Source organism: Halorussus sp. AFM4 (assembly GCF_051194995.1).
In the GTDB taxonomy this organism is placed as follows: domain Archaea; phylum Halobacteriota; class Halobacteria; order Halobacteriales; family Haladaptataceae; genus Halorussus.
Map to the genome: position 1 here is coordinate 707984 of NZ_JBNTJT010000002.1, position 25492 is coordinate 733475.

Here is a 25492-nt window from a genome sequence, read left to right on the forward strand (position 1 = left end):
GCCGCTCAGTAGCCGCCCGCGTCGTCGAAGCACCGACCGCAGCGGTCGACGTCCTCGCCGAGCCGGACCTCGTCGCTTCCGACGGTGGTGACGTACCGGCGGGGGACGTGCCGCAGGGCGCCGCAGGCGGTCGCCCCGCCGGTCGACCCCGGCCGGAGCCGGTGGAGCGTGCCGGTGTGCTCGTTCAGGATCCGCTTCATCGGTCCCTGAGGCCCCGCGGCACGCCGGCCGAGACGGGTCCGGCCTCCGCGTCGGGTCGGACGGTTATCCTGCCGGACGCGGCGACGGTCACCGCGCAGTCGCTGTAGGAGAACGACACCAGGCAGTCGCCGCGGCCGGGGTCGCCGGCCGCCGACCGGTAGAGCTGGTCGAGCGCGTCGGGGTCGAGCGTCGCGAACAGCGGTTCGAGGTCGGTCGGCGCGGTGTCGGTCACCGCCGCGACGCCCCTGACGACGGCGGCGCTGACCGACTCGTCGCTCCGCCAGTCGTGGTCCAGGTGATACGTGTCGGTCTCGGGGTCGAACGTGACCCCGGTCTCGGGTTCGGTGGTCCCCATAGGTCTTCCCCCGCGATGCAGTAGCGCGCTGACCCTGGTCAATGTTTTTGCCAGCGACTAATTGATTATTTAACGATGAGTAAGCCCGACCGCTACCGGTGCGGCCCGCGGTAACGGGGATTACTCCCCGCGGGGCACGATGCGGTCGAGGCGGCCCACGGTCTCGGTCTCGGGCTCTCCGTCGTCGAGGCCGCCCTCCACGCGCTCGACCACGGGGTTGCGGTAGTCGGTGTAGACGTTGACGGCGCCGTCGTCGAGCTCGACCGTGAACTCCGCGACGTCGTCCTCGGGCCGCCAGACGCGGGTGACTTCGCCGGTCGCGTCGCCGCCCGGACCGCGACCGCCTTGGGGCGACCACTCGACGCGGACGCGCCGTCCCTCCTCGAGGTCGTTCGGCTCGAGCTGATCGGTCGTCACGTCGCACTGGACGGCGTCCCCGCCCCTCAAGACTTCGGCCACTCACCGCCCGCGGGTCGGTCCGGTCGCCCGGGGGTTATCGTAACAGTTGAGTCCCCCGGACGAACACTGCGCCACGTCGATGCACTCCGTCGTCCACGGGACCGCGCTCGGCGCCCTCTTCCTCGCGACGCTCGCGGTCGGTATCTGCGTCCACGAACTGCTCCACCTGATCCCGCTCCACTTCGCCGACGCCAGCTACTCGGTCACCGTCCTGCCGACCGACGCCGCGTCGGCGGCCGGCCGGCCGAGGCTCCAGAACGTCCTCTCGGGCAGCCTCGTCCGGGTGGAGGTCACCCACGTCCCGCAGTCCACGCCCGAGTGGGTCGTGCGCGCCGCCGCGCTCCTCCCGCTCGCGCTGGCGCTCCCGTTCGGACTGGTCGCGGCCGGCGTGCTCGCGAACCCCATCGCGGCCGGCGATCACGCCGGTACCGCCGTGCTCGTCGCGGCGACCGCGTGCGGCCTGCTCAGCCCGGCCGACTGGTCGGTGGTGTGGCACGGGCTGGCGCCCGAATCGGACTCGTGACGCGGAACTAGCAGCCGATTGCGGTACGGGAAGTACCCTTCAGCGAGGACTTGCCGCCTTCAGCGAGCACCTGAAGCTCGGCGTCGGGCGCGTAACGTCCGATACCGAAAAAACGGGTCGACCGCGCCGAACGGACACCGGCGCGAAGTCCGGAATCGCCGGGAAGCTCGGAGGGGTCGCCGCTGCGGCGACCGGTCCCCGGTCGCGGGGACGCTCAGTCGAGGTCCAGCGTGTAGAGCCGCTTGCGGGCGTCCGAGAACGAGAACCGGGAGCTGACGATGCCCTCGTCGTCGAGCCGGTTCAGCGCGTAGCGGACCGTCCGGTCGGGCAGCAGCGACTCCTCGGCGATCTGGCTCTGGGTCATCGTGTCGTTGTACTCGAGGACCTTCGCGACCAGCTTGGCGCTGGGCGGCAGGTCCCGGATCTCCTCGGTGGCGTTCTCCCCCGTCAGGCGACCTTTCTCGGGTCGGGCTGTCTCTGAAGCGCTCATGGTACTACCCCTCTTTTGGATACAGCGTAATAATATTTCCCATTCAAAGATATTACCGCCGGGAATCGGACGGTCCGCGCCGGGCCGGCGTTCGACGCCGGATTCGGGGGTGTCCGACAGGTGTCACACTCACCCGAAGCCTCTTATGAGGGTGGGACCTAGAGCGTCGTGATGACCGACACTGTGGAAGACGTCGACCTCCCCTACGACGAGGAGAGCGCGTCCCAGCAGGACAAGATCGAAGCCCTTCAGGAGCGGCTGGAAGTTCTGGAGTCGCAGAACGAGGAGATGCGCGACAAGCTCCTCGACGCCAACGCGGAGAACAACAAGTACCAGCAGAAGCTCGAGCGCCTGACCCACGAGAACAAGAAGCTCAAGCAGTCCCCGCTGTTCGTGGCGACCGTCCAGGAGCTCACCGACGACGGCGTCATCATCAAGCAGCACGGCAACAACCAGGAGGCCGTGACCGAGGTCACCAACGAGATGCGCGAGGACCTCGAGCCCGACGACCGCGTCGCGGTCAACAACTCGCTGTCCATCGTGAAGACGCTGGAGAACGAGACCGACGTCCGGGCCCGCGTCATGCAGGTCGAGGAGAGCCCCGAGGTGAACTACGACGACATCGGCGGCCTCGAAGAGCAGATGAAGGAGGTCCGCGAGACGGTCGAGATGCCCCTCGAGAACCCCGAGATGTTCGGCGAGGTCGGCATCGAGCCGCCGAGCGGCGTGCTGCTCTACGGCCCGCCGGGGACCGGCAAGACGATGCTGGCGAAGGCGGTCGCGAACCAGACCGACGCCACCTTCATCAAGATGGCCGGCTCCGAGCTGGTCCACAAGTTCATCGGCGAGGGCGCAAAGCTGGTCCGGGACCTCTTCGAGGTCGCCCGCCAGCACGAGCCCGCGGTGCTGTTCATCGACGAGATCGACGCCATCGCGGCCAAGCGGACCGACTCGAAGACCTCGGGCGACGCCGAGGTCCAGCGCACCATGATGCAGCTCCTCTCCGAGATGGACGGCTTCGAGGAGCGGGGCGAGATCCGCATCATCGCCGCGACCAACCGGTTCGACATGCTCGACCGCGCCATCCTCCGGCCCGGCCGGTTCGACCGCCTCATCGAGGTGCCCAAGCCGAACCTCGAGGGCCGCGAGAAGATCTTCCGCATCCACACCCGCGACATGAACGTCTCCGACGACGTCGACTTCGACAAGCTGGCCAAGGAGGCCGAGGACGCCTCCGGCGCGGACATCAAGGCCATCTGCACCGAGGCCGGGATGTTCGCCATCCGGGACGACCGGACCGAGATCACGATGGAGGACTTCGAGAACGCGAAGGCCAAGATCGACGCCGAGGACGAGGACGAGGAGATCTCGAAGACGTTCGCCTGATCGGACGGACCTGCTGACGGCGCGACCTCGTCGTACTTCGTTTCGCTACTTCGCTCGTTTTTCGGAACCGCAACGAACCGGAGAGCGGTGGCTGTGCGGCCTCAGCTCGTCATCGAAGGCACGCCGCGACCGAAAGAAAGAGCGCGTCAGTCGTCGGCCGACGAACCGGGCCGGCCCGCGCCCGTCGCCGACTCGCCCGCGCCGGCCGGTTCGTTGCGCGAGAAGTACGACGCCAGCGCCGGGCCGGTCACGTTGTGCCAGACGCTGAACAGCGCGGGCGGCAGCGCCGCGGCCGGCGAGAAGAACGAGGTGGCCAGCGCCACCGCGAGCCCGCTGTTCTGGAGGCCGACCTCGAACGCGCAGGTCCGGGCGCGGTCCTCCGGCATGCCGGTGAGCCGCCCCACGCCGTAGCCCGTCCCGAGGCCGATGCCGTTGTGGGCGACGACCGCCACCGCGGCCGCGGCGCCCGCCGACAGGATGGTCCCCTTGCTCAGGCCGACGACCGCCGCGACGATGGCGACGATGGCGACCACGCTGACCGCCGGGAACACGTCGAGGCCGGCCTCGGCGACCGCGGGCGCCTTCCGGTCGAGGACGTACCGGAGCGCGAAGCCGGCCACGACCGGGACGATGACGATCTGGACGATGCTGGTGAACATCTGGGCGAACGTGACGCTCAGCTGCTCGCCGGCGAGGAAGACGACCCACGCGGGCATCACAATCGGTGCGGCCAGCGTCGTGACGGTGGTGATGGCCACCGACAGCGCCACGTCGCCCTTGCCGAGGTAGGTCATCACGTTCGAGGCGGTGCCGCCGGGCGCGGCGCCGACCAGGATCACGCCGACCGCGAGTCCGGTCGGCAGCGACAGCGCGACGACCAGCGCGTACGCCGCGATCGGCATGACCACCCACTGGGTGACCGCGCCGATGGCGACGTCGCGGGGCCGCTCGACCAGCCGCCGGAAGTCCTCGGGCCGGAGGGTCAGCCCCATCCCGAGCATGATGATCCCCAGCAGCGGCGTGATGTACGGCTCGATCCAGGTGAACGCCGACGGGGCGAGAAGCGCCAGCCCCGAGGCGGCCACCACCCAGACCACGAAGTAGCGGTTCGCGACGTCGCTGGCGCGGCGGAGCGCGTCGAGGGCGCTCACGCCGGACCACTCCCGAATCGGATCGTGTCTTGCGATTGCATCTCGTTCGTGGCCTTCGAATCGGAAGTGATAGGTCTACCGGTCGGACAGTTCGCGGCAGTAATTCGGCCGCGGGCGGAGCGGCGAGCCCACGGCCACCCGACCGCGGATCGGTCGGCCGCCGGTCAGTACGACACCCGGATCACGCGGCGGTCCTCGGCGTCCCTGACGGTCAGGGTGTCGCCGGTGTTCTTCCAGACGGCCCGGTCCGAGCCCCAGTAGAGGTCCTCGTCGGTGTCCTCGCCCGACCCGGTGTGGACCGTGACCGACCGACCGGGCTCGAGGACGAACTCCTCGGGGAACTCGTAGGTCCTCCCGTCGGCGTTCTCGACGCGCCACCCGGTGAGGTCGAGCGGTTCCTCGCCGTCGTTGCGGAAGACGAGGTACTCGTCGTTCCTGTTCCAGTCGTCGTAGCCCCGGGCGTCCTCGTGGATCTCGTCGACGACGAGCCCGGCGGTGAGTTCGGGACGCCGAGCGGGTCCGTCCGCCTCGGCCGGCGACCGGGTGTTCATCCCGGAGGCCGACTCCATCTCGGGGCGGTCCGGCGCCTCGCTGTCGGCGTTCGCCTCGGACCCCGCGTTCTCGGAAGCGCCGGCCTCGGACTCCGCAGCCATCGTCGCTTCGGTCTCGGCCGATGCGGCTTCCGACTCCTCGGTGTCGGGGTCAGTCGGCGGCGCCGACGTCCCGACGGCGACCACCGACGCGTCCGTCTCCGGAGCGTCGGCGACACCGGTCTCCTCGCGGTGGACGAACCGGTGGTACTCCGCCGGTGGTCGTTCGCCGGTCTCCGCGGGTACTTCGTCGCGCTCGCCGACGTCCCCGTCCGCGTCCTCGTCGCTGTCGTACTCCAGCGCACGAGCGAACTCGAACGCGAGGTTCTCCCGGTCGAACTTCTCGAAGAAGGCGTCCCAGACGAGGCCCTCCAGCTCCTCGGTCTCTTCGGATGCGAAGTCGAGTCGGAGCGCGCCCGGTTCGTCGTCGCCGGTCACCGGCACGTGGGCCGGTTCCGCGCCGCGCGACTCCGCCCACTCCCGGATCGTGTCGCGGTCGGTGGTGACGCCGGTCGCCGCCGGCGCGGCCTCGCGCCGGACGAACCGGTGGAAGTAGCTCCGCTCGCCGTTCTTCTTCTCGTCCTGGTACCGGAACGCCAGGCCGGCCGCCTCGAACTTCGCGAAGAAGTCGTCCCAGGAGACCGGTTCGAGGTTCGCGTCGGGCTCGGGCTCCGGGAAGTCGATGCGGAGGACGCCGAGGTCCCCGCCCTCGCCGGTCCCCTTCACGTGAGCCGGGTCGGCCTCGCGGGCCTCGACCCACTCCCGGATCGTCTCGCGGTCGGTCGTCGTCCTGGTCGTCCACGGGTGGTCGTCGGTCACTTGCACTCCCCCGACCCAGAGGCGACGCCACGCTGCTTAGCTATTCGGGCGGGTCGCGCAACGGGGCTACGCCCCGAGCGCGACGAACACCGCGTACGGCAGCAGGAAGAGCGCGACGAACATCGCGAGCAGGATGAGGCCGTAACCGGCGAACGTCCCGAGCGCGGTCGTCCACGAGGGGTGGTCGTGGTCGGCGGGCAGGTTCATGGTCGATGCGAGGGCCGGGCGCCCCTTAACGCTACCTGAAGCCGGCGGCAAGTCGCGGGCGTCCCGCCGTCTACCGGATGATGTCGCCGATGCGCCGGGCCTGGCCGGAGAGCTCCGGGCTCTCCTCGACGATGCGCAGCACCTCGTGGTCGGTCACGTCGAAGTAGGACTTGCCGGTCGCGCCCTCGATGAGGTCCTTCGAGAGCCGGAACTCCGTCCCCTGGTACACCACGTCCACGCCGTCCTCGTCGAACGCGAGCGTCGTCATACCCCCGCGTTTGGCCCCGCCGCTCAAAAACCCATCCGTACCGCCTCGGTCGGTGCAAGTCTCCGCCGGGTTGTCTGACGGAAGTTTATTAGGGTCGAACCGAAAGCAACCGGTGTGCCGCTTGGATCGGACCCACTGGACGAGCTCGCGATTCCGGACGGAACGACCGTCGAGGAGCACGACCTGGTGACCGACGGCGACGTCATCGTCGGCGGCCAGAGCACGGTCGAGTTCGGCGTCCGGGGACACAACGTCATCGCGGGCGAGCGCGTGCAGTTCGGCGGCCACATCGAGGCCGAGGCCGACTGCCGGCTCGACATGTGGTCCGACGTCCAGGACAACGTGCTGGTGGGCCGCGACGCCTACCTCGGCGAGCGCGTCCACATCGGCGGCCGCCTGATGGTGAGCGGCGACCTCGACATCGGCGACGACGTCGACATCGAGGAGGGGTTCGAGGCCAACGGCTGGATCGTCATCCGCAACCCCATGCCGACCATCGTGTTCGTCTTCGTCTACCTCCAGCAGCTGCTCCGGATCGGCGAGGAGGAGGCCGCCCAGGAGGTCGTCTCCGAGCTCATGGAGAACGAGGACGTCGAGGCCGACCCCGTGGTCGTCCCGCGGAACGGCCACGTCTCGGACGACTCCTGGCGCGTGTCGACCCCCGCGACCATCGGCGACGACTGCCGGCTCCACGGCAACATCCGCGCCGAGTCCATCGAGGTCGGCGAGCGCAACGACGTGTTCGGCAGCCTCCGTGCCCGCGGCGACATCTCTGTCGACGAGGGGACGGTCATCCACGGCGACGTGACCACCCGGAGCGGGACGGTCGAGCTCGCCGACGACGTCGAGATCCGCGGCGACGTCTCCTGCGAGGACCTCCACTTCCACGACGGCGCCGTCGTCGACGGGACGATGCGCGCCAGCGGCGAGATGTCGATGGTCCAGGGCGGGACCCACGAGCGCATCGCGGCCGACGGCGACGGCGGCCGCAAGCGGTTCCACGGCGACGACGGCGGAACCGACTCCGCGGGCGGTAGCGACGACGATACCGCGGCCGCGACCGCTGACGCCGCGGGCGACGGGGCGTCCGACGCCGCCGAGAGCGAGTCGGACCCCGCCGAGACCGATTCGGGGGCCGATTTCGACGTCGACTTCGGCGGCGACGCGGACGACGGCGGCCCTGATTCCGACGCAGACGTCGATTCCGCGACCGGGAGCGATTCGGCCAGCGACGCCGACGCCGGGGCGGCCAACGACGCCGACGCCGGGGACGAGTCGGGCGCCGACGCCGACTCGTCCGGCGAGTCCGATTCCGAGTGAGTTCCACCGTTCTGCGGCCGCCGCTCCAGGGTGCTTAGCCGCGGCGCCGGCGTTCTACGGGACGGTACCGACCGGGGATTCGCGGTCCTCCGGCGACGAGTCGCCCGTTCTCGCCACTTGCGTGGCCCGGCAGTGTCGGGGATAATATAATAAACGTTGAGGCTGAATACCCCATGACTCATGGGAGAGAGACTCACCCGTGTGAGGTGGTACCGATGCACTCCGTAGTGCTGACGAAGGGCGTGCCCGACTTCCGGGAGGGCCAGGTGTCGTTCGACGAGGACGGCCACCTCGAGCGCGGTGCGACCCCCACCGTGATGAACCCCAACGACGAGTACGCGCTGGAGGCGGCGCTCCAGACCAAGGTCAAGCGCGGCGGCACGGTGAGCGTGATGAGCATGGGGCCGCCGGGCTACGAGAGCGTGCTGGAGGAGGCGATGGGGGTCTACGCCGACGACCTCTACCTGCTGTCGGACCGCGAGATGGCCGCGGCCGACACCTGGTCGACGTCCATCACGCTGTCGGCGGGCATCGAGAAGCTTGACGAGGAGCCCGACGTCGTGTTCGCGGGCTTCAAGACCGCCGACGGCGAGACCGGCCAGACCGGTCCGCAGACCTGCTGGTGTCTCGACCGGCCCATCGTGACCCACGTCATCTCGATGGAGGTCGACGAGGACGCGGGCCGGCTCCGGGCCAAGCGCCTGGTGGAGGGCGACGTCGACGAGATCGAGACCGTCGAGGCGCCCCTGCCCGCGTTCGTGGTGACGGACCCCGAGTTCGAGCCCTCGTACCGCCGGGCCGAGCACCGGCTCCGGCACAAGCGGCTCCGGGCCGAGACCGAGGAGCGCGTCGAGGAGTACGAGGACCACCTGACGACGTGGAGCGCCGAGGACCTCGACCTCGACCCCGACTTCATCGGGCTCGACGGCTCGCCGACCATCGTCTCGGGCGTCGACCCCATCCCGAAGGCGCCCTCCGAGCGCGAGGCCACGATGGTCACCCCCGACGACCCGGAGGGGATGGAGCAGGTGCTCGACGAGATGCGGCCGCTGGCAGGGGGTGACTGACCGTGGCCGACGACGTCGACCTCGACCCGACCGAGTACACGGTCGACGAACTCGAAGACAAACTCGCGGCGGTCGAGGACCCCGCGGAACTCGACGCCGTCCTCGCGGCCGAACGGGAAGGCGACGACCGCAAGACCGCCAGGGAGGCCATCCAGTCGCGCATCGACGAACTGGAGGCGGAGACGGGCGGCGAGCCCGCCGACACCGACCACGAGGAGGAGTACGCTGACGAGGGCGGGACCGACGCGCCCGAGGCGGCCGGGGAGGCCGACCAGGGCGAGGCCGCGCCCGACGCGGAAGACGACGCCGGCGAGGTCAGCTACGAGGTCGAGAACAGGACGAAGGACAAGAAGCACGTCCGGGCGCTGAAGGGCGGGACGTACGAGGACATGTGGGTCTACTGCGAGACCCAGCAGGGCGAACTCCTCGACGTCTCGAAGGAGATGCTCGGGAAGGCCCGCGAGCTGATGGACACCTACAACGACGAGTACGACAGCGACGAGCGCGTCGTCGGCGTGCTCGTGGGCGACGAGACGGTCACCGACCTCACCGACGAAGTCATCGCCTACGGCGCGGACGTGGCAATCTACCACGAGGACGACCGACTGGAGCGGTTCCGCCACAAGCCCTACACCGAGATCGTCTCGGACATGGCTCGGGGCGGCGCCGAGCCCCCGAACTGGGAGACCGGCGACCCCGGCACCGAGCCCACCGCCGGGTGGCGCGACTACGACAAGCCCCGGTACTTCCTGTTCCCGGCGACCAACAACGGCCGGGACCTCTCGGCGCAGGTCCAGGGCGAGCTCGACTCCGGGCTGGCCAGCGACTGCTCGGGGCTGACCATCGAGGAGGAGCTGGTCTCGAACCCCGTGAAGACGGGCGAACCCGGCGAGAAGGTGGAGTTCGAGCGCGTCCTCCACATGAAGCGGCCGGACTTCTCCGGGTTCGAGTACTCGACCATCCTGTGCCTCGACAACCCCGGCCGGGAGTTCCACCCGCAGGGCTGCTCGGTCATCCCGGGCAGCTTCGACGCGATCGACCCCGACTACGAGAAGGAGGGCGAGGTCATCGGACACGACCTCGACCTGCCCGACGACTGGTTCCGGGTCGACGTGACCGAGTTCGACCGCCTCGACGAGGGGGTCGACCTCACCGGCCACGAGGTCATCGTGGCGCTGGGCCGGGGCATCGGCGACGACCCGACGCGGGGCATCGAACTCGGCCTCGACCTGGTCGACGCCTTCGAGGACGCCGACCTCGGCCTCTCGCGCGGGGTCGTCACGGCCTCCTACGACGTGGACGGCCACGTCGCCGACTACGTGGCCGAGGAGCGCCAGATCGGCGAGACCGGCCAGGTGGTCCAGCCCACGCTGTACGTCGCGGCCGGCATCTCGGGCGCGGTCCAGCACAAGGTCGGGATGGACGAGTCCGACACCATCGTGGCGATCAACACCGACCCCGACGCCCGCATCCGGGACTTCAGCGACTACTTCGTCGAGGGCGACCTGTTCGAGGTGCTCCCCCGCCTCACCGAGTCGGTCGAGGCGGGCGAACTGACGATGAAAGCGGAGGCGAGCGATGACTGACGAGGGACGCGGAGGACAACGATGACTGACGAGGTACGCGGAGGACAACGATGACTGACGACTACGAACACTACGAGGCGGTCGTCGTCGGGGCGGGTCCCGGCGGCGCCGCCGCCGCAGCCGTACTGGCGCGCAACGACGTGGAGACCCTGGTGCTCGAGCGCGGGGTCGAGGCCGGCTCGAAGAACGTGACCGGCGGGCTCATCTACGCCGAGGAGTCGGCCCCCTACACGGTCGACGGGCTCTTTCCCGACTTCCGCGAGGCGGCGACCGAGCGGCCGGTCACCGACTACCTCCTCCACAACGTCGCCGGCGAGAAGGTCGAGACGTTCGACATCACCGACCTCCACGAGCACGACACCGAGTGGGCCGACGCGGTGCTCCGCCGGAAGATGGACTCGTGGACCGCCGACCGCGTCCACGAGCTGACCAGCGAGACCGGCGGCGGGCTGCTGACCGACGTCCGGGTCAACGGGCTGCTCCGGGAGGACGGCGAGATCGCGGGCGTGACCTGCGACGAGCTCGACCCCATCCGGGCCGACGTGGTCATCGCGGCCGACGGCGTCAACTCGGAACTCGCCCGCGACGCCGGCCTGATGGACTGGGAGGAGCCCGACGAGTGGTTCCAGGGCGTCAAGGCCGTCATCGACGTGCCGAGCGACGTCATCGCCGACCGGTTCGGCGTGGCCGACGACGAGGGCGCGGCCCACCTGTTCTCGGGCGACCTGTTCGAGGGCGTCCGGGGCGGCGGGTTCCTCTACACCAACGAGGACTCGCTGTCGGTCGGGTCGGTGTTCCACCTCGACAGCATCGTCGAGGAGGAGGCCGAACCCCACCAACTACTCGACAACCTGCTGACACACCCGCTGCTGGCCGACTGGCTGGAGGGCCACTACGACGAGGTCGAGTACAGCGCGAAGCTGGTGCCCGACTCGAAGAAGGCCGCCCACCCCTCGCCCCACCAGGGCCGGCTGCTCGTGGTCGGCGACGCCGCGGGCCAGATGCAGGCCCAGGGCCCCATCATCAAGGGGATGAACCACGCCGTGAGCGCGGGCGGACTCGCGGGCGAGGCGTTCGCCGAGGCCCGGCTCCGGGACAGTCCCGAGAAGGCCGGCCGGCTCTACGAGAAGAAGCTGCGCGACGAGGGCGTGATGGACAAGCTCCGGCCGGCCGGCTACCGGGCGGTCAGCGCGCTCGGCGAGCGCGACGCCGTGACGAACCTGGCCGACTCGGTGCTCACGTCGAGCCTCGGCCGGACCGCGGTGTCGCTGTTCGGCGGCACCTTGGAGCGGCTCTACTCCTCGCCGCGGCTCTCGATGCTGGTGCCCGACACCCGGACGCCGTACGTCACCCTGCCGACCGTCATCGCCGAGGAGCTCGGCGACCGGGTCACCGGGGAGGCCGGCTACGAGCCGAAGGACCTCGCGACCCGCATCGGCGACCTGACCTACGACACCGACGTGGGCAACCCCCACATCGAGCTCCGGGACGCCTCGGTCGAGGCCAGCGGCGCCGCGGTGTACGCCTGTCCGGTCAGCGCCCGGGACTTCGGCGGGGGCTGCTACCGCGAGGAGACCGTCGAGACCAACGGGACCGAGGAGAAGCGGGTCAGCCTCGACACCCAGCCCTGCGTGGAGTGTGGCACCTGCGCGGTCATCGCCGACACCGAGTGGGAGCACCCACGCGGCGGGAAGGGCGTCGAGTTCAAGCGGGGGTAGGGCCGGCGGCCACCGTATCCACCTCACCGATTCGACTCCGTATGAGCGACTACCGCGACCGCATCGACGACCTCGCGGCCCGCGCCCGGGCGGACCGCCGGGCGTTCGACCCGCCCGCCGACCCGCCGGACGAGGAGCGCGCCGTGGCGTACCTCCGGGACGGCGTCGGCGAGGTCGTCTCGGTGTACGTCGAGGCCCGGACCGGCGAGTTCGCCCCGCTCGACGGCGAGGAGATGGACGGGCTAGAGCGGGCGCTCGACGACTGGCTGGCGCTGTACGCGCGCTGCCACGGCGAGGAGATCGACCCCGAGGTGCCGGTCCGGGCGGTCGCCGAGACCGTGGTGATGGACACCTACGACCTCGTCGACGCGGCCCAGATCCACACCGGAGTCCCCGGGCGCGACCGGGCGGCCACGGACTGAGGGCCGCGGCCGGGTCGCGCCGGTCGTCGAGGCCGCAGCGGCGCGTCTACTGATCGGCGAACGGCTCCTCGGCGTCGACCAACTCGAACAGTTCGTCCCAGTCCCCGTCGTCGGGGAACTGGTCGCGGACCTGGTCGAGCTCGCTCTCGGGCACCACTTCGGCGAGGGTGGCCACCACGACCTGGGCGTGGTAGGCCGCGTCCGACCGGTCGTCGTCGTCCTCGGGGTCCATGTTCTCGCGCTCGGCGACCCGGCCGACGAACTCGTCGAAGTCGAACCGCTGGCCCGACTCGGCGGCCTCGAGGTACCAGTCGAGGTCCACCGGGAGCGGGCCGGCGAGGTCCGACGCCTCGCCCGCCTGGACCCGCTCGCCGAGCGTCGTCAGCGTCGCGCGCACGGCCCGGACCGTCTCGCCCGTGGTTCCGAACTCGAGGCGGTGCTGAACGTCGCCGGTGAAGTCGTCGAAGTTCATCGTTTCCCCCGACTAGACCCTAGCCGGCACGGCGTGGAAACGTCTGACGGCCTCGTGTCGGCGCCGCGGGACGAGCGCTCGTGTCGGGTCGACGGGAAGAGTTAAGTCCGCGGGAAGTGTGTTACCATTGAACATGCAGTTCTCCGAGACCCTGGAGTTCGACCACGAGGACCGCAAGCGCATCTTCGAGTACGTCGAGAGCCGCGGCGAGGTCGACGCCGCCGACGCCCGCGACCGGCTCCGCGTCGACCCCGGCGGGTTCCGGCACCACGTCGCCATCCTGAAGCGCGACGGCTACCTCGAAGAGCGCGACGGGAAGCTCCGGGCCGCCTTCGACGAGGGCGCGGCCGAAGAGTACGACACCGACGAGCTGTCGTTCGTCATCCGGCCCGCCCGTCAGGAGGACCTGTCGGGCATCGTGGGCGCCATCCGGCAGGTCGCCGAGCAGGGCAGCTACATCGTCGCCGAGAGCGTCGCCGACGAGATCGACCACGACGAGGCGCTGCTCCGGCACAACGAGATCGAGTCCCGGATGTTCTTCGTCGCCACGGTGGGCGAGGAGGTGGTCGGCTGGGTCCACCTCTACGCGCCGGAGCTCGACAAGCTGGCCCACACCGCCGAGCTGACGGTGGGCGTCCTGGAGTCGTACCGCGGCCACGGCGTCGGGAGCCACCTGCTCGAGCGCGGCCTGGAGTGGGCGGCCTCGAACGGCTACGAGAAGGTGTACCAGAGCGTCCCCTCGACCAACGAGGACGCCATCGGGTTCCTGGAGGGCCACGGCTGGGAGACCGAGGCGGTCCGCGAGGACCACTACCGCATCGACGGCGAGTACGTCGACGAGGTGATGATGGCGGTGGAGCTGTAGGCGACCGCCCGGACCGATTCGGTGCACGGGCGACGACCAAACGCTTTTCCGGCGACCCGTCGACTCAACTTCCGTCGTTCGCAGGCAGTTCAACCATGGAAACTTCCGAACCGAACGCCACGGAGGGGGACGAATCGGTGCACAGGGACTACGTGCTGGACGTACGGATCGTGGAGGTCCGGCGCTCGAACGGGAACGGTTCTCAATACCGGTTCGAGGCCCCCCAACACGTCGGCGCGGAGTTCGACGATCCGGAGACCGCCGAGCTGTACGCCGACGTGTACTTCGACGTCAACGGGTTCCAGGAGGAGGGCACGGGCGAGCGGGGCGTCCCGCCGGAGGTCATCCAGGCCGGCAAGGACACGATGGCGGCGTACTTCCTGACGCGGCCCGGGGTCGACCGCAACTGGATGGCGTCGTTCTACGGCGTCAAGCCGACGAAGATAGACCGGTACGTCTCGTGGGTCCGCGACCGGGCCGAGGAGATACGGGAGGGCGTCGCCGAACGAGACCTGGAGTGACGTCCGATCGCGGCGACTGTCGCCAGTAGCGCTACTGAGGGTTCATTTTTCCGGGAGAGGTATAGATTGCTACTAGAAAACTATTTTCAATGTGACGTTGAGAGTTGACGCCGCATGGTCGAGTTCACTCGACGACAGCTGATGGCCACGTCGGTCGCAGCGACGCTGGGCGCCAGCGTGTCCGCCTCGGGAGCGCTGCAGGACGAGGACGCGGACACGCCGAAGGCGCCGTCGGTGAAGGGGGAGATAAAACGATTCGCGACGACCGCGCTGGGGGCGGAAGTCACCGGGCCGGAGGTCAGCGCGAACGGGACGCTGTTCTTCAGCCTGCAGCACCCCAGCCGGAAGAACCCGGCGCCGTACAACAAGGCCGGCATCGGCTACGTTCGGGGGTACGAGTTCACGGAGGGCAGCGAGTTCGATGCGCTCGGCGTACCCTCCTCCAACGAGGCCCAGGGGCGGGTCCGGGTCGCGGGCGGGAGCTACGAACTGCTCGCCCAGGAGGGCGACAATATCGGGGGCAACGAGACGCTCGGGATGCCCGTCACGCCCGACAACCTGGCGGTCGAGGAGTACCCGGGCGCCCGGTACGGCAACTTCGGGTACAACCCCGACTGCAACCGGCTCATCCCGACCAACGAGGCCGAGACGCGGGGGTACCTGTTCACCAACTGGGAGGAGAGCCCGGGCAACGTGACCCGGATCCCCGTCAGCCGGAAGGGCAAGGGTCGGTGGGAGGCCGACCTCCGGAACGCGGCGAACCTCGCCAACACCGAGGCGCTGCGCAGCATCGGCGGCACCCGCATCAACTGCTACGGCGACATCAGCCCGTGGGGCACGTACCTCTCGGCCGAGGAGGACTACGCCCACCCGCGGGTCGCGCTGACGACGAAAGTCAGCGACGTGGTCGGCGACTCGAAGGGGCCGGACCATCGGGGCGCCGCCCAGTTCTACAACCGACCGAACCCCAGCAGCATCCAGGAGGCCGTCGACAGGTACTACGGCGACAACGCCTGGTTCGTCCAGGGGTACTGGGCGCTCGCTGGCCTCGAAATCCAGGCGTACTACCTGGGCGCCGAGGCGGTCGACGAGAACCAGGACCTCTCGTCGGACGTCGACCCGAAGACGAACCTGCGTCCCCTCGGGAGCCCGTACCCCAACCCGTACCGGTACGGCCACATCGTCGACTTCCGCCAGCCCGCGGCCGAGACGCCCCAGCCGGTGAAGTACCACGCGATGGGCCGGGCCGCGTGGGAGTGTCCCGACGTCCAAAGCGACGAGAAGACGGTGTACCTCACCTCGGACGGCGACAACAAGGGGCTGTACAAGTTCGTCGCGGACCGGCCGATTCCGAGCTACGACGACCCGACGGACGTGGCGGGCACCCTCTACGCGGCGAAGGTTACCAACCAGCAGGCCGCCGCGGACAACCCGCCCGCCGAGGTCCCGCTCGAAATCGAGTGGCTGGAGATGGGCCACGCGACCAACCGCGAAGTCGAGTCCTGGATCGCCGAGTACGACGACGTCAACCAGGTCGACTACCTCGAGACCCACGCCGAAACCGACTGGAAGCAGGATATCCAGCAGGCCCTGGAGGAGGCCGACAGAACCGTCGTCAAGCAGGGCAACCAGAACTACATCTCCGACCGGGACATCGTGAAGTGGGCCCGTCAGTACGACCAGCGCGGACCCGGCAACGTCGACGAGGAGTTGCGGCGTGTCCCGTTCCTCGAGACCCGGGCGGCCGCCAAGGAGATCGACGCCACCGTCGAGTTCCGCAAGAGCGAGGGCATCGACAGCAGGGACGGCGCACAGCCCGGCGACTACGTCTACGTCGGCATCTCGGAGGTCAACGACGGGATGTCCGACAGCGAAGGTGACATCAACGTCGACCGCGTCGACGGGGGCCTCGTCTACCGGGCGACACTCGAACAGGACTACAACATCTCGACGCTCGAACCGGTCATCGTCGGTCCGGACGCGACCGACCCGGCGGACGTCGCCAACGACGCCCTGCTGAACATCGACAACGTGTTCGTGATGAACGACGGCCGGGTCCTCTGCTGCGAGGACGCCGACCAGTACGGCCGGTCGTTCCCCAACGACTGCATGTACGTCTACACGCCGGCCGAACTGACGAGCGGCGCGACCGAAACCGGCACCGAAACCGGCGACGGTGACGCCCGGACGACCGCCGAAGACGGCGCGGCCGCGACCGGGACGACGGCCGACGGCGAGGGGACGACCGCGACCGCCGACGAGGCGACGGCGACGACCGCCGAGGCTGAGACGACCGCCGCCGACCAGGGGACCACGACCGCGGCGGCCGACGACGAGACGACTACGACGACCGAGTAGTGACCGCCGGACCGATTCCCGGTCGACTGCCGGACGGTCCCGCCGGCGAACCGCGCTCCGGCGCGGGAGTCCCGTCCGCGAAGTCGTCGGTCCCCAGGGCGGCGAGGGGCCCGCGGACGGGCCGGCCGCGCCCCGGGCGAGAAATGGCGGTTGCGGTTACTGGTTCTGCTGGCGCTGCTGATCGTGGACCGGGAACGCGACCTCGACAGTGGCCCGGTACTCGGTTATCTCGCCGTCCTCGACCTGTGCGGTCCAGTCCTCGACCTCGACGCCGGAGATGTCGTCGATGGTCTTGCTGGCCTCCCTGAACGCCTCCTCTGCGGCGGCCTGCCACGACTCCTCGGCCGACCCGGTTATCTTGACGATTTTCACTGCGGTCATGCCACAGGCGGTACGACGCGACCGGTGTAGCCTCTTGTGGCCGTGGGGCGGGTTCGCATCCCACTACGCCACGCGAGGTCGTCGCGGCCCCGGGGACCGGGACGACGCCTCGCCCGCGATTCCCCGAACCGAAAGGCAGTTCCCCCGAACGCCGGTAGACTCTCGCATGATCTCCATCGCGCTGGCGGGCAAGCCCAACGCGGGCAAGTCCACCTTCTACAAGGCCGCGACGATGGCCGACGTGGACGTGGCGAACTACCCGTTCACGACCATCGACGCCAACCGCGGGGTGAGCCACGTCCGGACGGAGTGCCCCTGCCTGGAGCGCGACGAGCGCTGCGGCGACGACAACTGCCGCGGCGGCAAGCGCTACGTCCCCGTCGAGCTGCTCGACGTGGCCGGCCTCGTCCCGGGCGCCCACGAGGGCCGCGGGCTGGGCAACCAGTTCCTCGACGAGCTCACGAACGCCGACGCCATCGTCAACGTGGTCGACGCCTCCGGCGGGACCAACGAGGAGGGCGAACCCGTCGAAATCGGCAGCTACGACCCGGTCGACGAGGTCGACTTCATCGAGGAGGAGATGGACCAGTGGCTCACCGGCATCATCGACCGCAACTGGGAGAGCGTCGAGCGCAAGTCCCGGTCGCCCGACTTCGACATCGACGACGCGCTGGCCGACATGCTGACCGGGTTCGGCGCGACCGAGGCCGACGTCGCGGCCAGCCTGCGCGAGCTCGACTACCCCGCCGACCCCATCCAGTGGACCGACGACCACCGCGAGGCGCTGGCCCGCGACGTCCGCGCCCGGACCAAGCCCATCATCCTCGTCGCGAACAAGGCCGACGTCGCGCCGCCCGAGAACATCGAGCGGCTGCGCGAGACCGGCAAGCCCGTGATCCCGGCGACCGCGGAGGGCGAGCTCGCGCTCCGGCAGGCCGAACAGGCCGGCGTCGTCGACTACGACCCCGGCGACGACGACTTCGAGGTGGTCGGCGACCTCTCCGACGAGCAGGAGGCGGGCCTGGAGAAGATCCGGGAAGTCATGGCCGAGTGGGGCGGGACCGGCGTCCAGGCGGCGATGAACGCCGCGGTGTACGACCTGCTCGACCGGATCACAGCCTACCCGGTCCAGAACGAGACCAAGTGGACCGACGCGAAGGGCAACGTCCTGCCCGACGCCTTCCTGCTGCCGCGGGGGTCGACGCCGGTCGACCTCGCCCACGCGGTCCACTCCGACATCGGGGAGGGCTACCTCCACGCGGTCAACGCCAAGACGAACCGCGACATCAGCGACGACTACGAACTGGAGGAGGGCGACGTCATCAAGATCGTGAGCACCGCGAGCTGACGGTGCGACGCGGCGAACGCCTCCACCGATGAGCCGCCGGTGCGGCGCGGCGGTCGTCGCCAGTCGTCGCGCCCGGTCCGGACCCCCGCGACACCTGAGGAAGGTAACACTTTTCCGCCCGGGATTCGCGCTGGCCGGCATGACACCTTCGCTCGCGGTCCGCGTCTGGGGGGTCACCGCGGCGCTGCTGATCGCGGCCGCGGTCGCCGTCGGGGCGCTGGTCCGGACCGGCGCGCCCCGGCTCTACGTGGGGGCCGGCGTCCTGTTCCTGGCGTACGTCTCGCTCCAGGCGTACTACGCTGGCGGTCGATTCGACGTCGAGGCCGACCTGCTGGCGACCGACGGCCGGGACCTGACGGACGCTCCCGAGATACGGGCCGCGCTGCTCGCGGTCTGTGCGCGTGCCGGCCGACCCGTCCCGGCGACCGTCCTCGTCAGGATGGACGTGCCGGGCGCGAAGGTCGGCTACGACGACGGGGCGCCCCTCCTGGCGGTGGACCACCGGCTCCCCGCGGTCGTCGGCCCCGCCGGCCTCCGGGCCATCTTCGCCCACGAACTCGGTCACTTCGGCCGGGACCTCCACACCGACGCCGTCCGGCTCTACCTGCCCCAGGTCGTCGGCTTCGCGGCGTACTGGTCGGCGCTGCTCGCGGGCCGGGGGCCGACCGTCGCGTCGCTGGGCAGCGCCGCGTTCCTCGCGCTGGCGTCCGTCTCGGACCGCCGGGCCGCCGCGATACGGTACGCGCTGGGCCTCGGCGTCGAACCGCTGGCGCTGGCCGCGAGCCGGTACGCGAACCGGCTCGAGGAGTACCGGGCCGACGCCTACGCCGCCCGCGTGGTCTCGGCCGCCGACCTGACCGAGGCGCTCTACCGGATCGCCGCGATCGCCACCGGCGACAACGACGAGGACGTCGCCGGACCGATGCCGTGGGACGCCGACCGGTCGCCGCTCGTCGCGGCGTTCGCGACCCACCCGTCCGTCGAGTCCAGGGCCGAGGCGCTGGGCTGCGAGCTCCCGGCGTGGGTCCGGCCCTCCCGCCCGCACCGCGACGGGTAGCGGCCGGACCCGCGACGTTCGGAGCGGTCCGGGCCGCGACAGCGCCGGAGGCGTCCGTCTCGCGGCCGACACCTCCGAAATCTTACGCGGCGTTTTTCCTCGTCCCCGTCGGAGTGACACCATGACCGCCGTGGATTCTGACCTCGTGACCCAGTTGTCCCGCCACGACGAGTACTACACCGCCCGCGAGCTCGTCCGGTACCTCGAACGCCACCACCCCGTCGAGGGGCCGGGCGTCCCCCGCGACCTCGTGGAGGCCTACGCCGAGGAGCTCGAGTACGACACGGAGCGGTTCGAGGAGTCGCTCGAGGACCGGCTCACCGACGCCCGGACCTGGCAGCCCGGCGACCGGCTCTACCGGGTCGACGGCAACATCAGCATCTACCCTCCCTCGTGGCACGAGCAGCTCGCGGACACGACGGACCTCTCGAAGTTCGTCGAGGTGATGCTCGAGAGCGTCCGCACCCCCGAGGGCGTCGAGGTCGACCGGAGCGACCTCGGCGTCGCCCAGGACGACCTGCTGACCGCGGTCGAGATCATCGCGGGGATGGACCGGAGCGAGGCCTACCGCCTCCTGCGGTCCCAGCGGCTCGAGGGCCGGGTCGTCCTCTGGGCGTTCCAGAACCCCGAGGAGATCGTCCGCCTCCCCGAGGAGCACGACGAGTGAGTCGACGGGGCCGCCGACGGGCCGGCGGCCGGGCGGCTCACCCCTCGAAGTGGTCGACCAGCAGGTCGCTCACCTCGTCCGGCCGGTCGTTCTGGACCCAGTGGGTCGCGTCGGGGAGGCGCTCGACCCGCAGGTCGGGCACCCACCGGTCGAGCCCCTCGGTGAGTTCGACGCCGAGCGCGGGGTCGCGCTCGCCCCAGACCAGCAGCGTCGGCGCCCGGACCCGGTCGGTGCGGTCCCGTCGACCGAGCGCGCGCCGGAGCTCGTCGCCCAGGCTCTCGCGGAAGGCCGCCCGGTAGTAGTTCAGGGCCGAAGCGAGCGCGCCCGGCCGCGAGGCCGCCGCCCGGTAGCGCCGGACGTCGGCGTCGCTGAAGGTGCCGGGGGCCGCCGACTCGCGCAGCAGCCGGCCCACCCCGGCGGCGTCGCGCGCGCCGAGGAACGCCTCGGGCAGCGCCGGCACCTGGAACCAGAGCACGTACCACGACCGGCGCCACTGCTCGGGGTTGCGCCCCAGCTCCCGCCGGTAGGCCGCCGGGTGGGGCGCGTTGAGGACCGCCAGCCGGTCGACCAGTTCGGGTCGGCGCAGCGCGGTCTCCCACGCTACCAGCCCGCCCCAGTCGTGGCCGACGACGTGTGACCGCTCCCGTCCGAAGTGCTCGACCAGGCCCGCCACGTCCCCGACCAGTTCGTCCGTCCGGTAGCTGTCGAGCCCGCGGGGCTTCTCCGAGCGGTTGTACCCCCGCATGTCGACCGCCACCGCCCGGAATCCCGCGTCGGCCAGCGCCGGGAGCTGGTGCCGCCACGAGTACCAGAACTCCGGGAAGCCGTGGAGCAGGACGACGAGCGGGTCGTCCTCGTCGCCGGCCGCGACGTAGTGGAGGCGGAGGTCGTCGACCACGGCCTGCTCGTGGCGCCACGGCCCCTCGACGTCGACGGTCGGTTCCCCGGCGGTGCCCTGACCCCGCGAGCGCTCGGTTGCCATACCGGACGTGGACCGGCCACGCGATTAAGCCTTGAGGCGGGCGCGAATCGCTCCTCGGCCGACGATAAAAGTCGGATTCGCGCTATCGGTCGCTGCCCGGGAGGGGACGACCCGCGTCAGGCCGCGACCGTGGTCTCCGCGGCGGTGGTCGTCTCGGTCCCGGTCCGGGCGCCCTCCTCGGTGGTCGTCTCGTTGCCGGTCGCCGCCCGGTTCCCGAACTCGGCGTTGATCACGTCGTAGTTGACGATGACGTACCCGGTGTCGATGACCGGCGACCCGTTGCGGGTGTACGGCCCGTCGGCCCCGGGGAAGTCGTACTGCCGGTTGTTGTTGGTGTCGCGGTGGGCCATCGCGACCAGCGTCTGGCTCTGGTTGACCGACTTGTTGAGCGCGACGACCACGTTCCGGTGGACGCCGGGTTCGAGGTACGTCGAGTTGCCGACGACCGCGCCGACCTGTACCTGGCCCTCGGTGGCGTACTCGCCGGCCGGCGTCCCGGCCTCGTGGATGACGACGAAGCCGCCGTCGGGGACGACGACGCGCTCGATCAGCACCGTCGTCTCGTTGGGCACCCCTTCGGTGAAGGTAAAGCCGGCGCTCTGGTTCAGGAAGGTGAGCCGCGCCGATTCGGGTCCGACCTGCCCTTCGGCCACCGTCGTCTCGGCCGCGGTCTCGTTGTCCGCCGTCGTCGTCTCCTGGCCGCCCATCGCCGTCGTCGTCTCCTGGGCGACCGCCGCGTCGCCGGTCGCCGGCCCGCCGGTCGCGGCCAGCGCGGCCGACGTCCCCGCGACGACCAGTGCGACTACCGCCAGGACTGCTGTCTTGCGTGTCATGGCTCCGGCGGGACGCAAGCCGCTCGGAGTGAAGAGCGTATCAATCGTTCACCGCGGAACGACCGGATACCCCGTCTCGGACTCGACTCCACGGGAGGTTGCGGTTCGGTAGACCGTCCGTAACGGGGCGCAACCGCCGACGGACGGGTCGTGCGGGGATCGTATCGCGCGGCGACGACCGCGACGCGTCGCGGCCTCGTCCCCGAAAACGCTGCTTTCCGCGCGCGGGTCGCTCGGCGTCACCGGGCGACGAACATCCCCACCGACTTCTCGACGCGGAGCGACCCGTCCTCGAACCGGTCGGCGAACGCCTCGCGCAGTTCGGGCGCCAGCGACTCGTCGACGTCGTCGCGGGAGAGCGCGTAGGCGACCAGCGCGTCGGGGTCGGTCACCTCCAGGGCGTCGTCGTACTCCCGGAGCGTCGCGTCGTCGAACACCGCCGCCAGCTGCTCGCGGCCGTTCTCCAGCCGGAACCCGGTGCCGCGGCCGGGTCGCTCGCCGGTCACGGACTCCAGCACGTCGTAGACCGCAGCCATGTTGTCCTCCCCGTTCGTGGTGGCGTAGAGGCGCCCGCCGGGTCGCAGGACCCGCCGAAACTCGGCCAGCGCCGCCTCCCGGTCCGGGACGTGGTAGAGCATGTGGTGTGCGGTCGCGGCGTCGAACGAGTCGTCGGCGAAGGGCAGCGAGGCCGCGTCAGCCACGCCGAAGTCGAACCGGTCGCCGGACCCCGCGTCACCCAGATTCCGCCGCGCCTCCGCGGCCATCCCCGGCGAGAAGTCGGTGAGGACCACGTCCCAGCCGTCGGGCACCCGGTCGCGGTTCGCGACCCAGAGCTCGGCCGGGCCGACGCCCACGCCCAGCACCCGGGCGTCCGCCGGGAGGTCGAACTGGTCGAACTGCCACGCCCGGAAGTCGCGCTCGGCGACGCTGTATCGCTCGTGGAGGGCGATGCGGTCGTTGAGGTTCTCCGCGTCGGCGTACTGCTCGGCGAGGACGTCGGCGTCTTCGAGCCAGTCGGCCATGCCGTCGGTATCGGAGGCCCGAGGCAAAACTGTTCAGGGCGCAAGCGGATCCGAATCGGTGCGCGCTCATCCGGTCCATCACCGCGCGAGACCTCGGCCAAACCACGTCGGGCGGGACTGAACGGGGCCGCCGCGGGGGCTTTCGAAGCCATCGTAGTCCCACCGCCGGCGCTGGCGAGGCGGTCAGTTGTCCAAGTAACTCATCCCAGCGGTCGGAACCACACCGCCACGAGCAGCAGCGCGAGGAAGACGTACGACCCGCGGACCAGCAGCATCGTCGCTATCTCCGGGTCGGCCCGGCGGGCGATCCCGGCCACCGCGCCGAACCCGGCGACCGCGGCGACGCTGCTCGGCGGGAACACCGCCAGGGCCGCGAGCGCGACCACCAGCAGGAGCGCGGTCGCCATCAGCGCGTACGCCGCGGTCCGGGCCCGCTCGGGGCCGACCGTCACCGCGACCGTGCGCTTCCGGATGGACCGATCGTAGTCGAAGTCCTGGGCGTCGTCGATGACCTTCACGCCCGAGAGCAGCACGAGGAACACCGCCGCGAACGCGATCGGCACCGCCGTCAGCGTCCCGGCCTGGGCGTGGTAGCCCCCGAGGATGGCGAGCGCGATGCCGAGGGGGTAGCCGGTCGTCGCGGTCACGGGGTTGGTGTCGAGCTGCGGGGCGTGGTGGTAGGCGATGAGCCACGTCGGCAGGGTCAGCAGTGCCGTCCCGACGCCGGCGACGGCCCACAGCCCCACCAGGCAGGCGAAGAACAGCGCGGTCGACCCCGCGAGCGCCGCCCTGCATCCCCGCTCCGAGAGGGGGTGGTCGTCGTCCTCGTCGCGGACGTAGAAGTCGACGTAGCCGTCCTTGACGTGGGCGGTGTACACCGCCGCGAAGACGGCCGTCGCGTGGAGCGCCCCGGCCGACGGGTCGAAGGCGCCCGCCAGCACGCCGCCGAACAGCGAGCACGACACCGGCGGGAGCATGAACACGGGGTGGACCTGCGACGCGAGCGCGCGGACCGCGGGGACGACGCCGGACTCCCGGCGCGATACGGGCATGGTACCAGCACACGTGAGCGAGACGCATAAAATCTCAGGCGTAACGAGGACTTGTAGCGCGGGGCCGGCGCGCCGAGGTCGCGGTCCGACGGGTCCACCGGAGTAGACACGCGAGCCGCGTGAAAGGGGGTTGTGAATCGAAGAAACGAGGGGATACCTCGCCGGTCGTCACTGGACCGCGTTCGTCGCCTCGCGCATGACCTCGATGGCCTCCTTCAGCGTCTCCGTGTCGGTCGCGTAGGAGATGCGGGCGTAGCCCTTGCCGTGCTCGCCGAAGGCGCCGCCGGGCACGACCACGACGCCGCGGTCGAGCACCGCGTCGACCCAGCCGTCGGGCACCTCCGGCATGGCGTAGAACGCGCCGCGGGGCGTCGGGGTCTCCAGGCCCATGTCGGCCAGCCCGTCGAGCAGGACGTCGCGGCGCTCCTCGAAGGCGGCGACCATCTCCTCGACCGGGTCCTGCGGGCCGGTGAGCGCGGCCTCGGCCGCGAACTGCGCCGGGGCGCTGGCGCAGGCCTGGGCGTACTGGTGGACCCGGAGCATCCGCTCGATGCGGCGCTCGCTGGCGGCGACCCAGCCCAGCCGCCAGCCGGTCATCGAGTAGGTCTTCGAGCAGGCGTTGACCACGACCACGTTGTCAGACTCGGCGTACGCCATCGGCGAGTGGTGCTCCTCGTCGAAGACGATGTGTTCGTACACCTCGTCGGAGATGCACAGCACGTCGTGCTCGTCGGCGATGCGGGCGAACTCCCGCACGTCCTCTTCGCTCTGGACCGCGCCGGTGGGATTCGAGGGGCTGTTGACGACGAACGCCGCGGTGTCGTCGGTGATCGCGTCCTCGACCGCCGCGGGGTCCAGGGTCAGGTCCTCGCGCAGCGCGACCGGCCTCGGCTCGCCGCCGGCGATGCGGGTCAGCGCGTCGTAGGAGACGAACCCGGGGTCGGGGAAGATCACCTCCTCGCCGGGGTCGACGTGGGCCTCGATCGCGACGTGGAGCGCCTCGCTGCCGCCGGAGGTGGCGATGAGGTTCTCCGGCGGGACCGAGAACTCGTTGTCCCGGTCGTGCTTCGCGCTGATGGCCTCCCGGAGCTCGAGGGTCCCCTTGTTGGAGGTGTAGGCGTCGACCTCGCCGGCCTCGATGGCCTCGACCGCGGCCCGCCGGGCGTGCTCGGGCGTCGGGAAGTCGGGCTGGCCCAGCCCGAGGTTGATGGCGTCGTCGCCCGCCGCCTCGAACACCTCGCGGATGCCGCTGATCGACACCTGCTCGACTCGCTCGGAGAAGTCCGTCATGTGTCCCCCTGTGTCACCGCGGACGATAATTGTTGGTGGTCTCGTGGGACCGCGCTCCCGGCAGGCACCGTTCGGGTCCCCG

Annotated in this window: 28 protein-coding genes; 13 read left to right on the top strand and 15 right to left on the bottom strand. The window is 70.5% G+C overall.

The window, feature by feature from the left end; genetic code table 11:
- Nucleotides 1-5: 5 nt before the first annotated feature.
- From ACQUQF_RS11705 to ACQUQF_RS11715, 3 genes are all read right to left on the bottom strand, one after another.
- Nucleotides 6-200 (bottom strand): hypothetical protein, encoded by a 195-nt coding sequence (locus ACQUQF_RS11705; protein WP_435178964.1) that lies wholly within the window; start codon nucleotides 198-200, stop codon nucleotides 6-8.
- Nucleotides 197-556 carry a HalOD1 output domain-containing protein gene (locus tag ACQUQF_RS11710; RefSeq protein WP_435178966.1) on the bottom strand — a complete coding sequence of 120 codons (360 nt, stop codon included), beginning with the start codon at nucleotides 554-556 and terminating at the stop codon, nucleotides 197-199. The genes ACQUQF_RS11705 and ACQUQF_RS11710 overlap by 4 nt, the downstream gene beginning before the upstream one ends.
- A 120-nt stretch (nucleotides 557-676) precedes the next feature.
- Nucleotides 677-973, bottom strand: coding sequence for a hypothetical protein (locus ACQUQF_RS11715; protein WP_435178968.1), 297 nt, complete (start codon nucleotides 971-973; stop codon nucleotides 677-679).
- 121 nt (nucleotides 974-1094) lie between these two features.
- On the opposite strand from ACQUQF_RS11715, the gene ACQUQF_RS11720 reads away from it, so the two are divergent.
- Entirely contained in the window at nucleotides 1095-1538 is a 444-nt protein-coding gene (locus ACQUQF_RS11720; protein WP_435178970.1) for a hypothetical protein, read from the top strand.
- Nucleotides 1539-1752: 214 nt separating this feature from the next.
- On the opposite strand, the gene ACQUQF_RS11725 is transcribed toward ACQUQF_RS11720, so the two are convergent.
- Complete coding sequence (locus ACQUQF_RS11725) at nucleotides 1753-2028, bottom strand: MarR family transcriptional regulator (protein WP_435178972.1); 276 nt, start codon at nucleotides 2026-2028, stop codon at nucleotides 1753-1755.
- Between the two features lie 171 nt (nucleotides 2029-2199).
- Here ACQUQF_RS11725 and pan1 point away from each other — a divergent pair, with 171 nt between their 5' ends.
- Entirely contained in the window at nucleotides 2200-3414 is a 1215-nt protein-coding gene (pan1, locus tag ACQUQF_RS11730) for a proteasome-activating nucleotidase Pan1 (protein WP_435178974.1), read from the top strand.
- 146 nt (nucleotides 3415-3560) lie between these two features.
- On the opposite strand, the gene ACQUQF_RS11735 is transcribed toward pan1, so the two are convergent.
- The 4 genes from ACQUQF_RS11735 to ACQUQF_RS11750 all read right to left on the bottom strand — a co-directional run bounded on the left by ACQUQF_RS11735 (nucleotide 3561) and on the right by ACQUQF_RS11750 (nucleotide 6449).
- The gene (locus ACQUQF_RS11735; protein ID WP_435178976.1) at nucleotides 3561-4565 is read right to left on the bottom strand and encodes a bile acid:sodium symporter family protein; all 1005 of its coding nucleotides are present in this window, start codon (nucleotides 4563-4565) and stop codon (nucleotides 3561-3563) included.
- Between the two features lie 164 nt (nucleotides 4566-4729).
- Nucleotides 4730-5974 carry a lamin tail domain-containing protein gene (locus tag ACQUQF_RS11740; protein WP_435178978.1) on the bottom strand — a complete coding sequence of 415 codons (1245 nt, stop codon included), beginning with the start codon at nucleotides 5972-5974 and terminating at the stop codon, nucleotides 4730-4732.
- 66 nt (nucleotides 5975-6040) lie between these two features.
- Nucleotides 6041-6181, bottom strand: coding sequence for a hypothetical protein (locus ACQUQF_RS11745; protein ID WP_435178980.1), 141 nt, complete (start codon nucleotides 6179-6181; stop codon nucleotides 6041-6043).
- Between the two features lie 70 nt (nucleotides 6182-6251).
- Complete coding sequence (locus ACQUQF_RS11750; RefSeq protein ID WP_435178982.1) at nucleotides 6252-6449, bottom strand: DUF5800 family protein; 198 nt, start codon at nucleotides 6447-6449, stop codon at nucleotides 6252-6254.
- A gap of 114 nt (nucleotides 6450-6563) precedes the next feature.
- Between ACQUQF_RS11750 and ACQUQF_RS11755 the strand changes: the two genes are divergently transcribed.
- The 5 genes from ACQUQF_RS11755 to ACQUQF_RS11775 all read left to right on the top strand — a co-directional run bounded on the left by ACQUQF_RS11755 (nucleotide 6564) and on the right by ACQUQF_RS11775 (nucleotide 12562).
- On the top strand, nucleotides 6564-7769 hold the full coding sequence (locus tag ACQUQF_RS11755) for a polymer-forming cytoskeletal protein (RefSeq protein ID WP_435178984.1): 1206 nt from the start codon (nucleotides 6564-6566) through the stop codon (nucleotides 7767-7769).
- Between the two features lie 215 nt (nucleotides 7770-7984).
- Complete coding sequence (locus ACQUQF_RS11760) at nucleotides 7985-8836, top strand: electron transfer flavoprotein subunit beta/FixA family protein (RefSeq protein ID WP_435178986.1); 852 nt, start codon at nucleotides 7985-7987, stop codon at nucleotides 8834-8836.
- 2 nt (nucleotides 8837-8838) lie between these two features.
- The gene (locus tag ACQUQF_RS11765) at nucleotides 8839-10422 is read left to right on the top strand and encodes an FAD-binding protein (protein ID WP_435178988.1); all 1584 of its coding nucleotides are present in this window, start codon (nucleotides 8839-8841) and stop codon (nucleotides 10420-10422) included.
- Between the two features lie 50 nt (nucleotides 10423-10472).
- Complete coding sequence (locus ACQUQF_RS11770) at nucleotides 10473-12140, top strand: FAD-dependent oxidoreductase (protein ID WP_435178990.1); 1668 nt, start codon at nucleotides 10473-10475, stop codon at nucleotides 12138-12140.
- 41 nt (nucleotides 12141-12181) lie between these two features.
- Nucleotides 12182-12562, top strand: a complete 381-nt coding sequence (locus ACQUQF_RS11775) for a hypothetical protein (protein ID WP_435178992.1) — start codon at nucleotides 12182-12184, stop codon at nucleotides 12560-12562.
- A 46-nt stretch (nucleotides 12563-12608) separates the two neighbouring features.
- Here the strand turns inward: ACQUQF_RS11775 and ACQUQF_RS11780 are convergent, their stop codons facing one another.
- The gene (locus ACQUQF_RS11780; RefSeq protein ID WP_435178994.1) at nucleotides 12609-13034 is read right to left on the bottom strand and encodes a DUF2267 domain-containing protein; all 426 of its coding nucleotides are present in this window, start codon (nucleotides 13032-13034) and stop codon (nucleotides 12609-12611) included.
- Nucleotides 13035-13167: 133 nt separating this feature from the next.
- Here ACQUQF_RS11780 and ACQUQF_RS11785 point away from each other — a divergent pair, with 133 nt between their 5' ends.
- The 3 genes from ACQUQF_RS11785 to ACQUQF_RS11795 all read left to right on the top strand — a co-directional run bounded on the left by ACQUQF_RS11785 (nucleotide 13168) and on the right by ACQUQF_RS11795 (nucleotide 16778).
- Nucleotides 13168-13899, top strand: coding sequence for a GNAT family N-acetyltransferase (locus ACQUQF_RS11785; protein WP_435178996.1), 732 nt, complete (start codon nucleotides 13168-13170; stop codon nucleotides 13897-13899).
- 95 nt (nucleotides 13900-13994) lie between these two features.
- The gene (locus tag ACQUQF_RS11790) at nucleotides 13995-14420 is read left to right on the top strand and encodes a hypothetical protein (RefSeq protein ID WP_435178998.1); all 426 of its coding nucleotides are present in this window, start codon (nucleotides 13995-13997) and stop codon (nucleotides 14418-14420) included.
- A gap of 114 nt (nucleotides 14421-14534) precedes the next feature.
- On the top strand, nucleotides 14535-16778 hold the full coding sequence (locus tag ACQUQF_RS11795; RefSeq protein WP_435179000.1) for an alkaline phosphatase PhoX: 2244 nt from the start codon (nucleotides 14535-14537) through the stop codon (nucleotides 16776-16778).
- Between the two features lie 156 nt (nucleotides 16779-16934).
- Here the strand turns inward: ACQUQF_RS11795 and ACQUQF_RS11800 are convergent, their stop codons facing one another.
- The gene (locus ACQUQF_RS11800; RefSeq protein ID WP_435179002.1) at nucleotides 16935-17159 is read right to left on the bottom strand and encodes a dodecin family protein; all 225 of its coding nucleotides are present in this window, start codon (nucleotides 17157-17159) and stop codon (nucleotides 16935-16937) included.
- A 166-nt stretch (nucleotides 17160-17325) separates the two neighbouring features.
- Between ACQUQF_RS11800 and ACQUQF_RS11805 the strand changes: the two genes are divergently transcribed.
- The 3 genes from ACQUQF_RS11805 to ACQUQF_RS11815 all read left to right on the top strand — a co-directional run bounded on the left by ACQUQF_RS11805 (nucleotide 17326) and on the right by ACQUQF_RS11815 (nucleotide 20231).
- Entirely contained in the window at nucleotides 17326-18507 is a 1182-nt protein-coding gene (locus ACQUQF_RS11805) for a redox-regulated ATPase YchF (protein WP_435179004.1), read from the top strand.
- A gap of 139 nt (nucleotides 18508-18646) precedes the next feature.
- Nucleotides 18647-19564 carry a M48 family metallopeptidase gene (locus ACQUQF_RS11810; RefSeq protein WP_435179006.1) on the top strand — a complete coding sequence of 306 codons (918 nt, stop codon included), beginning with the start codon at nucleotides 18647-18649 and terminating at the stop codon, nucleotides 19562-19564.
- A 121-nt stretch (nucleotides 19565-19685) separates the two neighbouring features.
- Nucleotides 19686-20231, top strand: coding sequence for a hypothetical protein (locus tag ACQUQF_RS11815; RefSeq protein ID WP_435179008.1), 546 nt, complete (start codon nucleotides 19686-19688; stop codon nucleotides 20229-20231).
- A gap of 37 nt (nucleotides 20232-20268) precedes the next feature.
- On the opposite strand, the gene ACQUQF_RS11820 is transcribed toward ACQUQF_RS11815, so the two are convergent.
- From ACQUQF_RS11820 to ACQUQF_RS11840, 5 genes are all read right to left on the bottom strand, one after another.
- Nucleotides 20269-21213, bottom strand: a complete 945-nt coding sequence (locus tag ACQUQF_RS11820) for an alpha/beta fold hydrolase (RefSeq protein ID WP_435179010.1) — start codon at nucleotides 21211-21213, stop codon at nucleotides 20269-20271.
- A 116-nt stretch (nucleotides 21214-21329) separates the two neighbouring features.
- A complete protein-coding gene (locus ACQUQF_RS11825) occupies nucleotides 21330-22046 on the bottom strand; it encodes a DUF7282 domain-containing protein (protein ID WP_435179013.1) in 717 nt (238 codons plus the stop codon).
- Between the two features lie 239 nt (nucleotides 22047-22285).
- Nucleotides 22286-23068 carry a class I SAM-dependent methyltransferase gene (locus ACQUQF_RS11830; protein WP_435179014.1) on the bottom strand — a complete coding sequence of 261 codons (783 nt, stop codon included), beginning with the start codon at nucleotides 23066-23068 and terminating at the stop codon, nucleotides 22286-22288.
- Nucleotides 23069-23268: 200 nt separating this feature from the next.
- Nucleotides 23269-24120: a UbiA family prenyltransferase gene (locus ACQUQF_RS11835; RefSeq protein WP_435179016.1), complete on the bottom strand. Its 852-nt coding sequence runs from the start codon at nucleotides 24118-24120 to the stop codon at nucleotides 23269-23271.
- A gap of 168 nt (nucleotides 24121-24288) precedes the next feature.
- Nucleotides 24289-25410, bottom strand: coding sequence for a pyridoxal phosphate-dependent aminotransferase (locus ACQUQF_RS11840; protein ID WP_435179018.1), 1122 nt, complete (start codon nucleotides 25408-25410; stop codon nucleotides 24289-24291).
- Nucleotides 25411-25492: the final 82 nt, after the last annotated feature.

Excerpts from the sequence above, each read along its gene's own strand:
- ACQUQF_RS11705 (WP_435178964.1), bottom strand. The coding sequence starts at position 200 with ATGAAGCGGATCCTGAACGAGCACACCGGCACGCTCCACCGGCTCCGG.
- ACQUQF_RS11710 (WP_435178966.1), bottom strand. The coding sequence starts at position 556 with ATGGGGACCACCGAACCCGAGACCGGGGTCACGTTCGACCCCGAGACC.
- ACQUQF_RS11720 (WP_435178970.1), top strand. The coding sequence starts at position 1,095 with ATGCACTCCGTCGTCCACGGGACCGCGCTCGGCGCCCTCTTCCTCGCG.
- ACQUQF_RS11725 (WP_435178972.1), bottom strand. The coding sequence starts at position 2,028 with ATGAGCGCTTCAGAGACAGCCCGACCCGAGAAAGGTCGCCTGACGGGG.
- pan1 (WP_435178974.1), top strand. The coding sequence starts at position 2,200 with ATGACCGACACTGTGGAAGACGTCGACCTCCCCTACGACGAGGAGAGC.
- ACQUQF_RS11745 (WP_435178980.1), bottom strand. The coding sequence starts at position 6,181 with ATGAACCTGCCCGCCGACCACGACCACCCCTCGTGGACGACCGCGCTC.
- ACQUQF_RS11750 (WP_435178982.1), bottom strand. The coding sequence starts at position 6,449 with ATGACGACGCTCGCGTTCGACGAGGACGGCGTGGACGTGGTGTACCAG.
- ACQUQF_RS11760 (WP_435178986.1), top strand. The coding sequence starts at position 7,985 with ATGCACTCCGTAGTGCTGACGAAGGGCGTGCCCGACTTCCGGGAGGGC.
- ACQUQF_RS11770 (WP_435178990.1), top strand. The coding sequence starts at position 10,473 with ATGACTGACGACTACGAACACTACGAGGCGGTCGTCGTCGGGGCGGGT.
- ACQUQF_RS11775 (WP_435178992.1), top strand. The coding sequence starts at position 12,182 with ATGAGCGACTACCGCGACCGCATCGACGACCTCGCGGCCCGCGCCCGG.
- ACQUQF_RS11780 (WP_435178994.1), bottom strand. The coding sequence starts at position 13,034 with ATGAACTTCGACGACTTCACCGGCGACGTTCAGCACCGCCTCGAGTTC.
- ACQUQF_RS11785 (WP_435178996.1), top strand. The coding sequence starts at position 13,168 with ATGCAGTTCTCCGAGACCCTGGAGTTCGACCACGAGGACCGCAAGCGC.
- ACQUQF_RS11790 (WP_435178998.1), top strand. The coding sequence starts at position 13,995 with ATGGAAACTTCCGAACCGAACGCCACGGAGGGGGACGAATCGGTGCAC.
- ACQUQF_RS11795 (WP_435179000.1), top strand. The coding sequence starts at position 14,535 with ATGGTCGAGTTCACTCGACGACAGCTGATGGCCACGTCGGTCGCAGCG.
- ACQUQF_RS11800 (WP_435179002.1), bottom strand. The coding sequence starts at position 17,159 with ATGACCGCAGTGAAAATCGTCAAGATAACCGGGTCGGCCGAGGAGTCG.
- ACQUQF_RS11805 (WP_435179004.1), top strand. The coding sequence starts at position 17,326 with ATGATCTCCATCGCGCTGGCGGGCAAGCCCAACGCGGGCAAGTCCACC.
- ACQUQF_RS11810 (WP_435179006.1), top strand. The coding sequence starts at position 18,647 with ATGACACCTTCGCTCGCGGTCCGCGTCTGGGGGGTCACCGCGGCGCTG.
- ACQUQF_RS11815 (WP_435179008.1), top strand. The coding sequence starts at position 19,686 with ATGACCGCCGTGGATTCTGACCTCGTGACCCAGTTGTCCCGCCACGAC.
- ACQUQF_RS11820 (WP_435179010.1), bottom strand. The coding sequence starts at position 21,213 with ATGGCAACCGAGCGCTCGCGGGGTCAGGGCACCGCCGGGGAACCGACC.
- ACQUQF_RS11825 (WP_435179013.1), bottom strand. The coding sequence starts at position 22,046 with ATGACACGCAAGACAGCAGTCCTGGCGGTAGTCGCACTGGTCGTCGCG.
- ACQUQF_RS11830 (WP_435179014.1), bottom strand. The coding sequence starts at position 23,068 with ATGGCCGACTGGCTCGAAGACGCCGACGTCCTCGCCGAGCAGTACGCC.
- ACQUQF_RS11835 (WP_435179016.1), bottom strand. The coding sequence starts at position 24,120 with ATGCCCGTATCGCGCCGGGAGTCCGGCGTCGTCCCCGCGGTCCGCGCG.
- ACQUQF_RS11840 (WP_435179018.1), bottom strand. The coding sequence starts at position 25,410 with ATGACGGACTTCTCCGAGCGAGTCGAGCAGGTGTCGATCAGCGGCATC.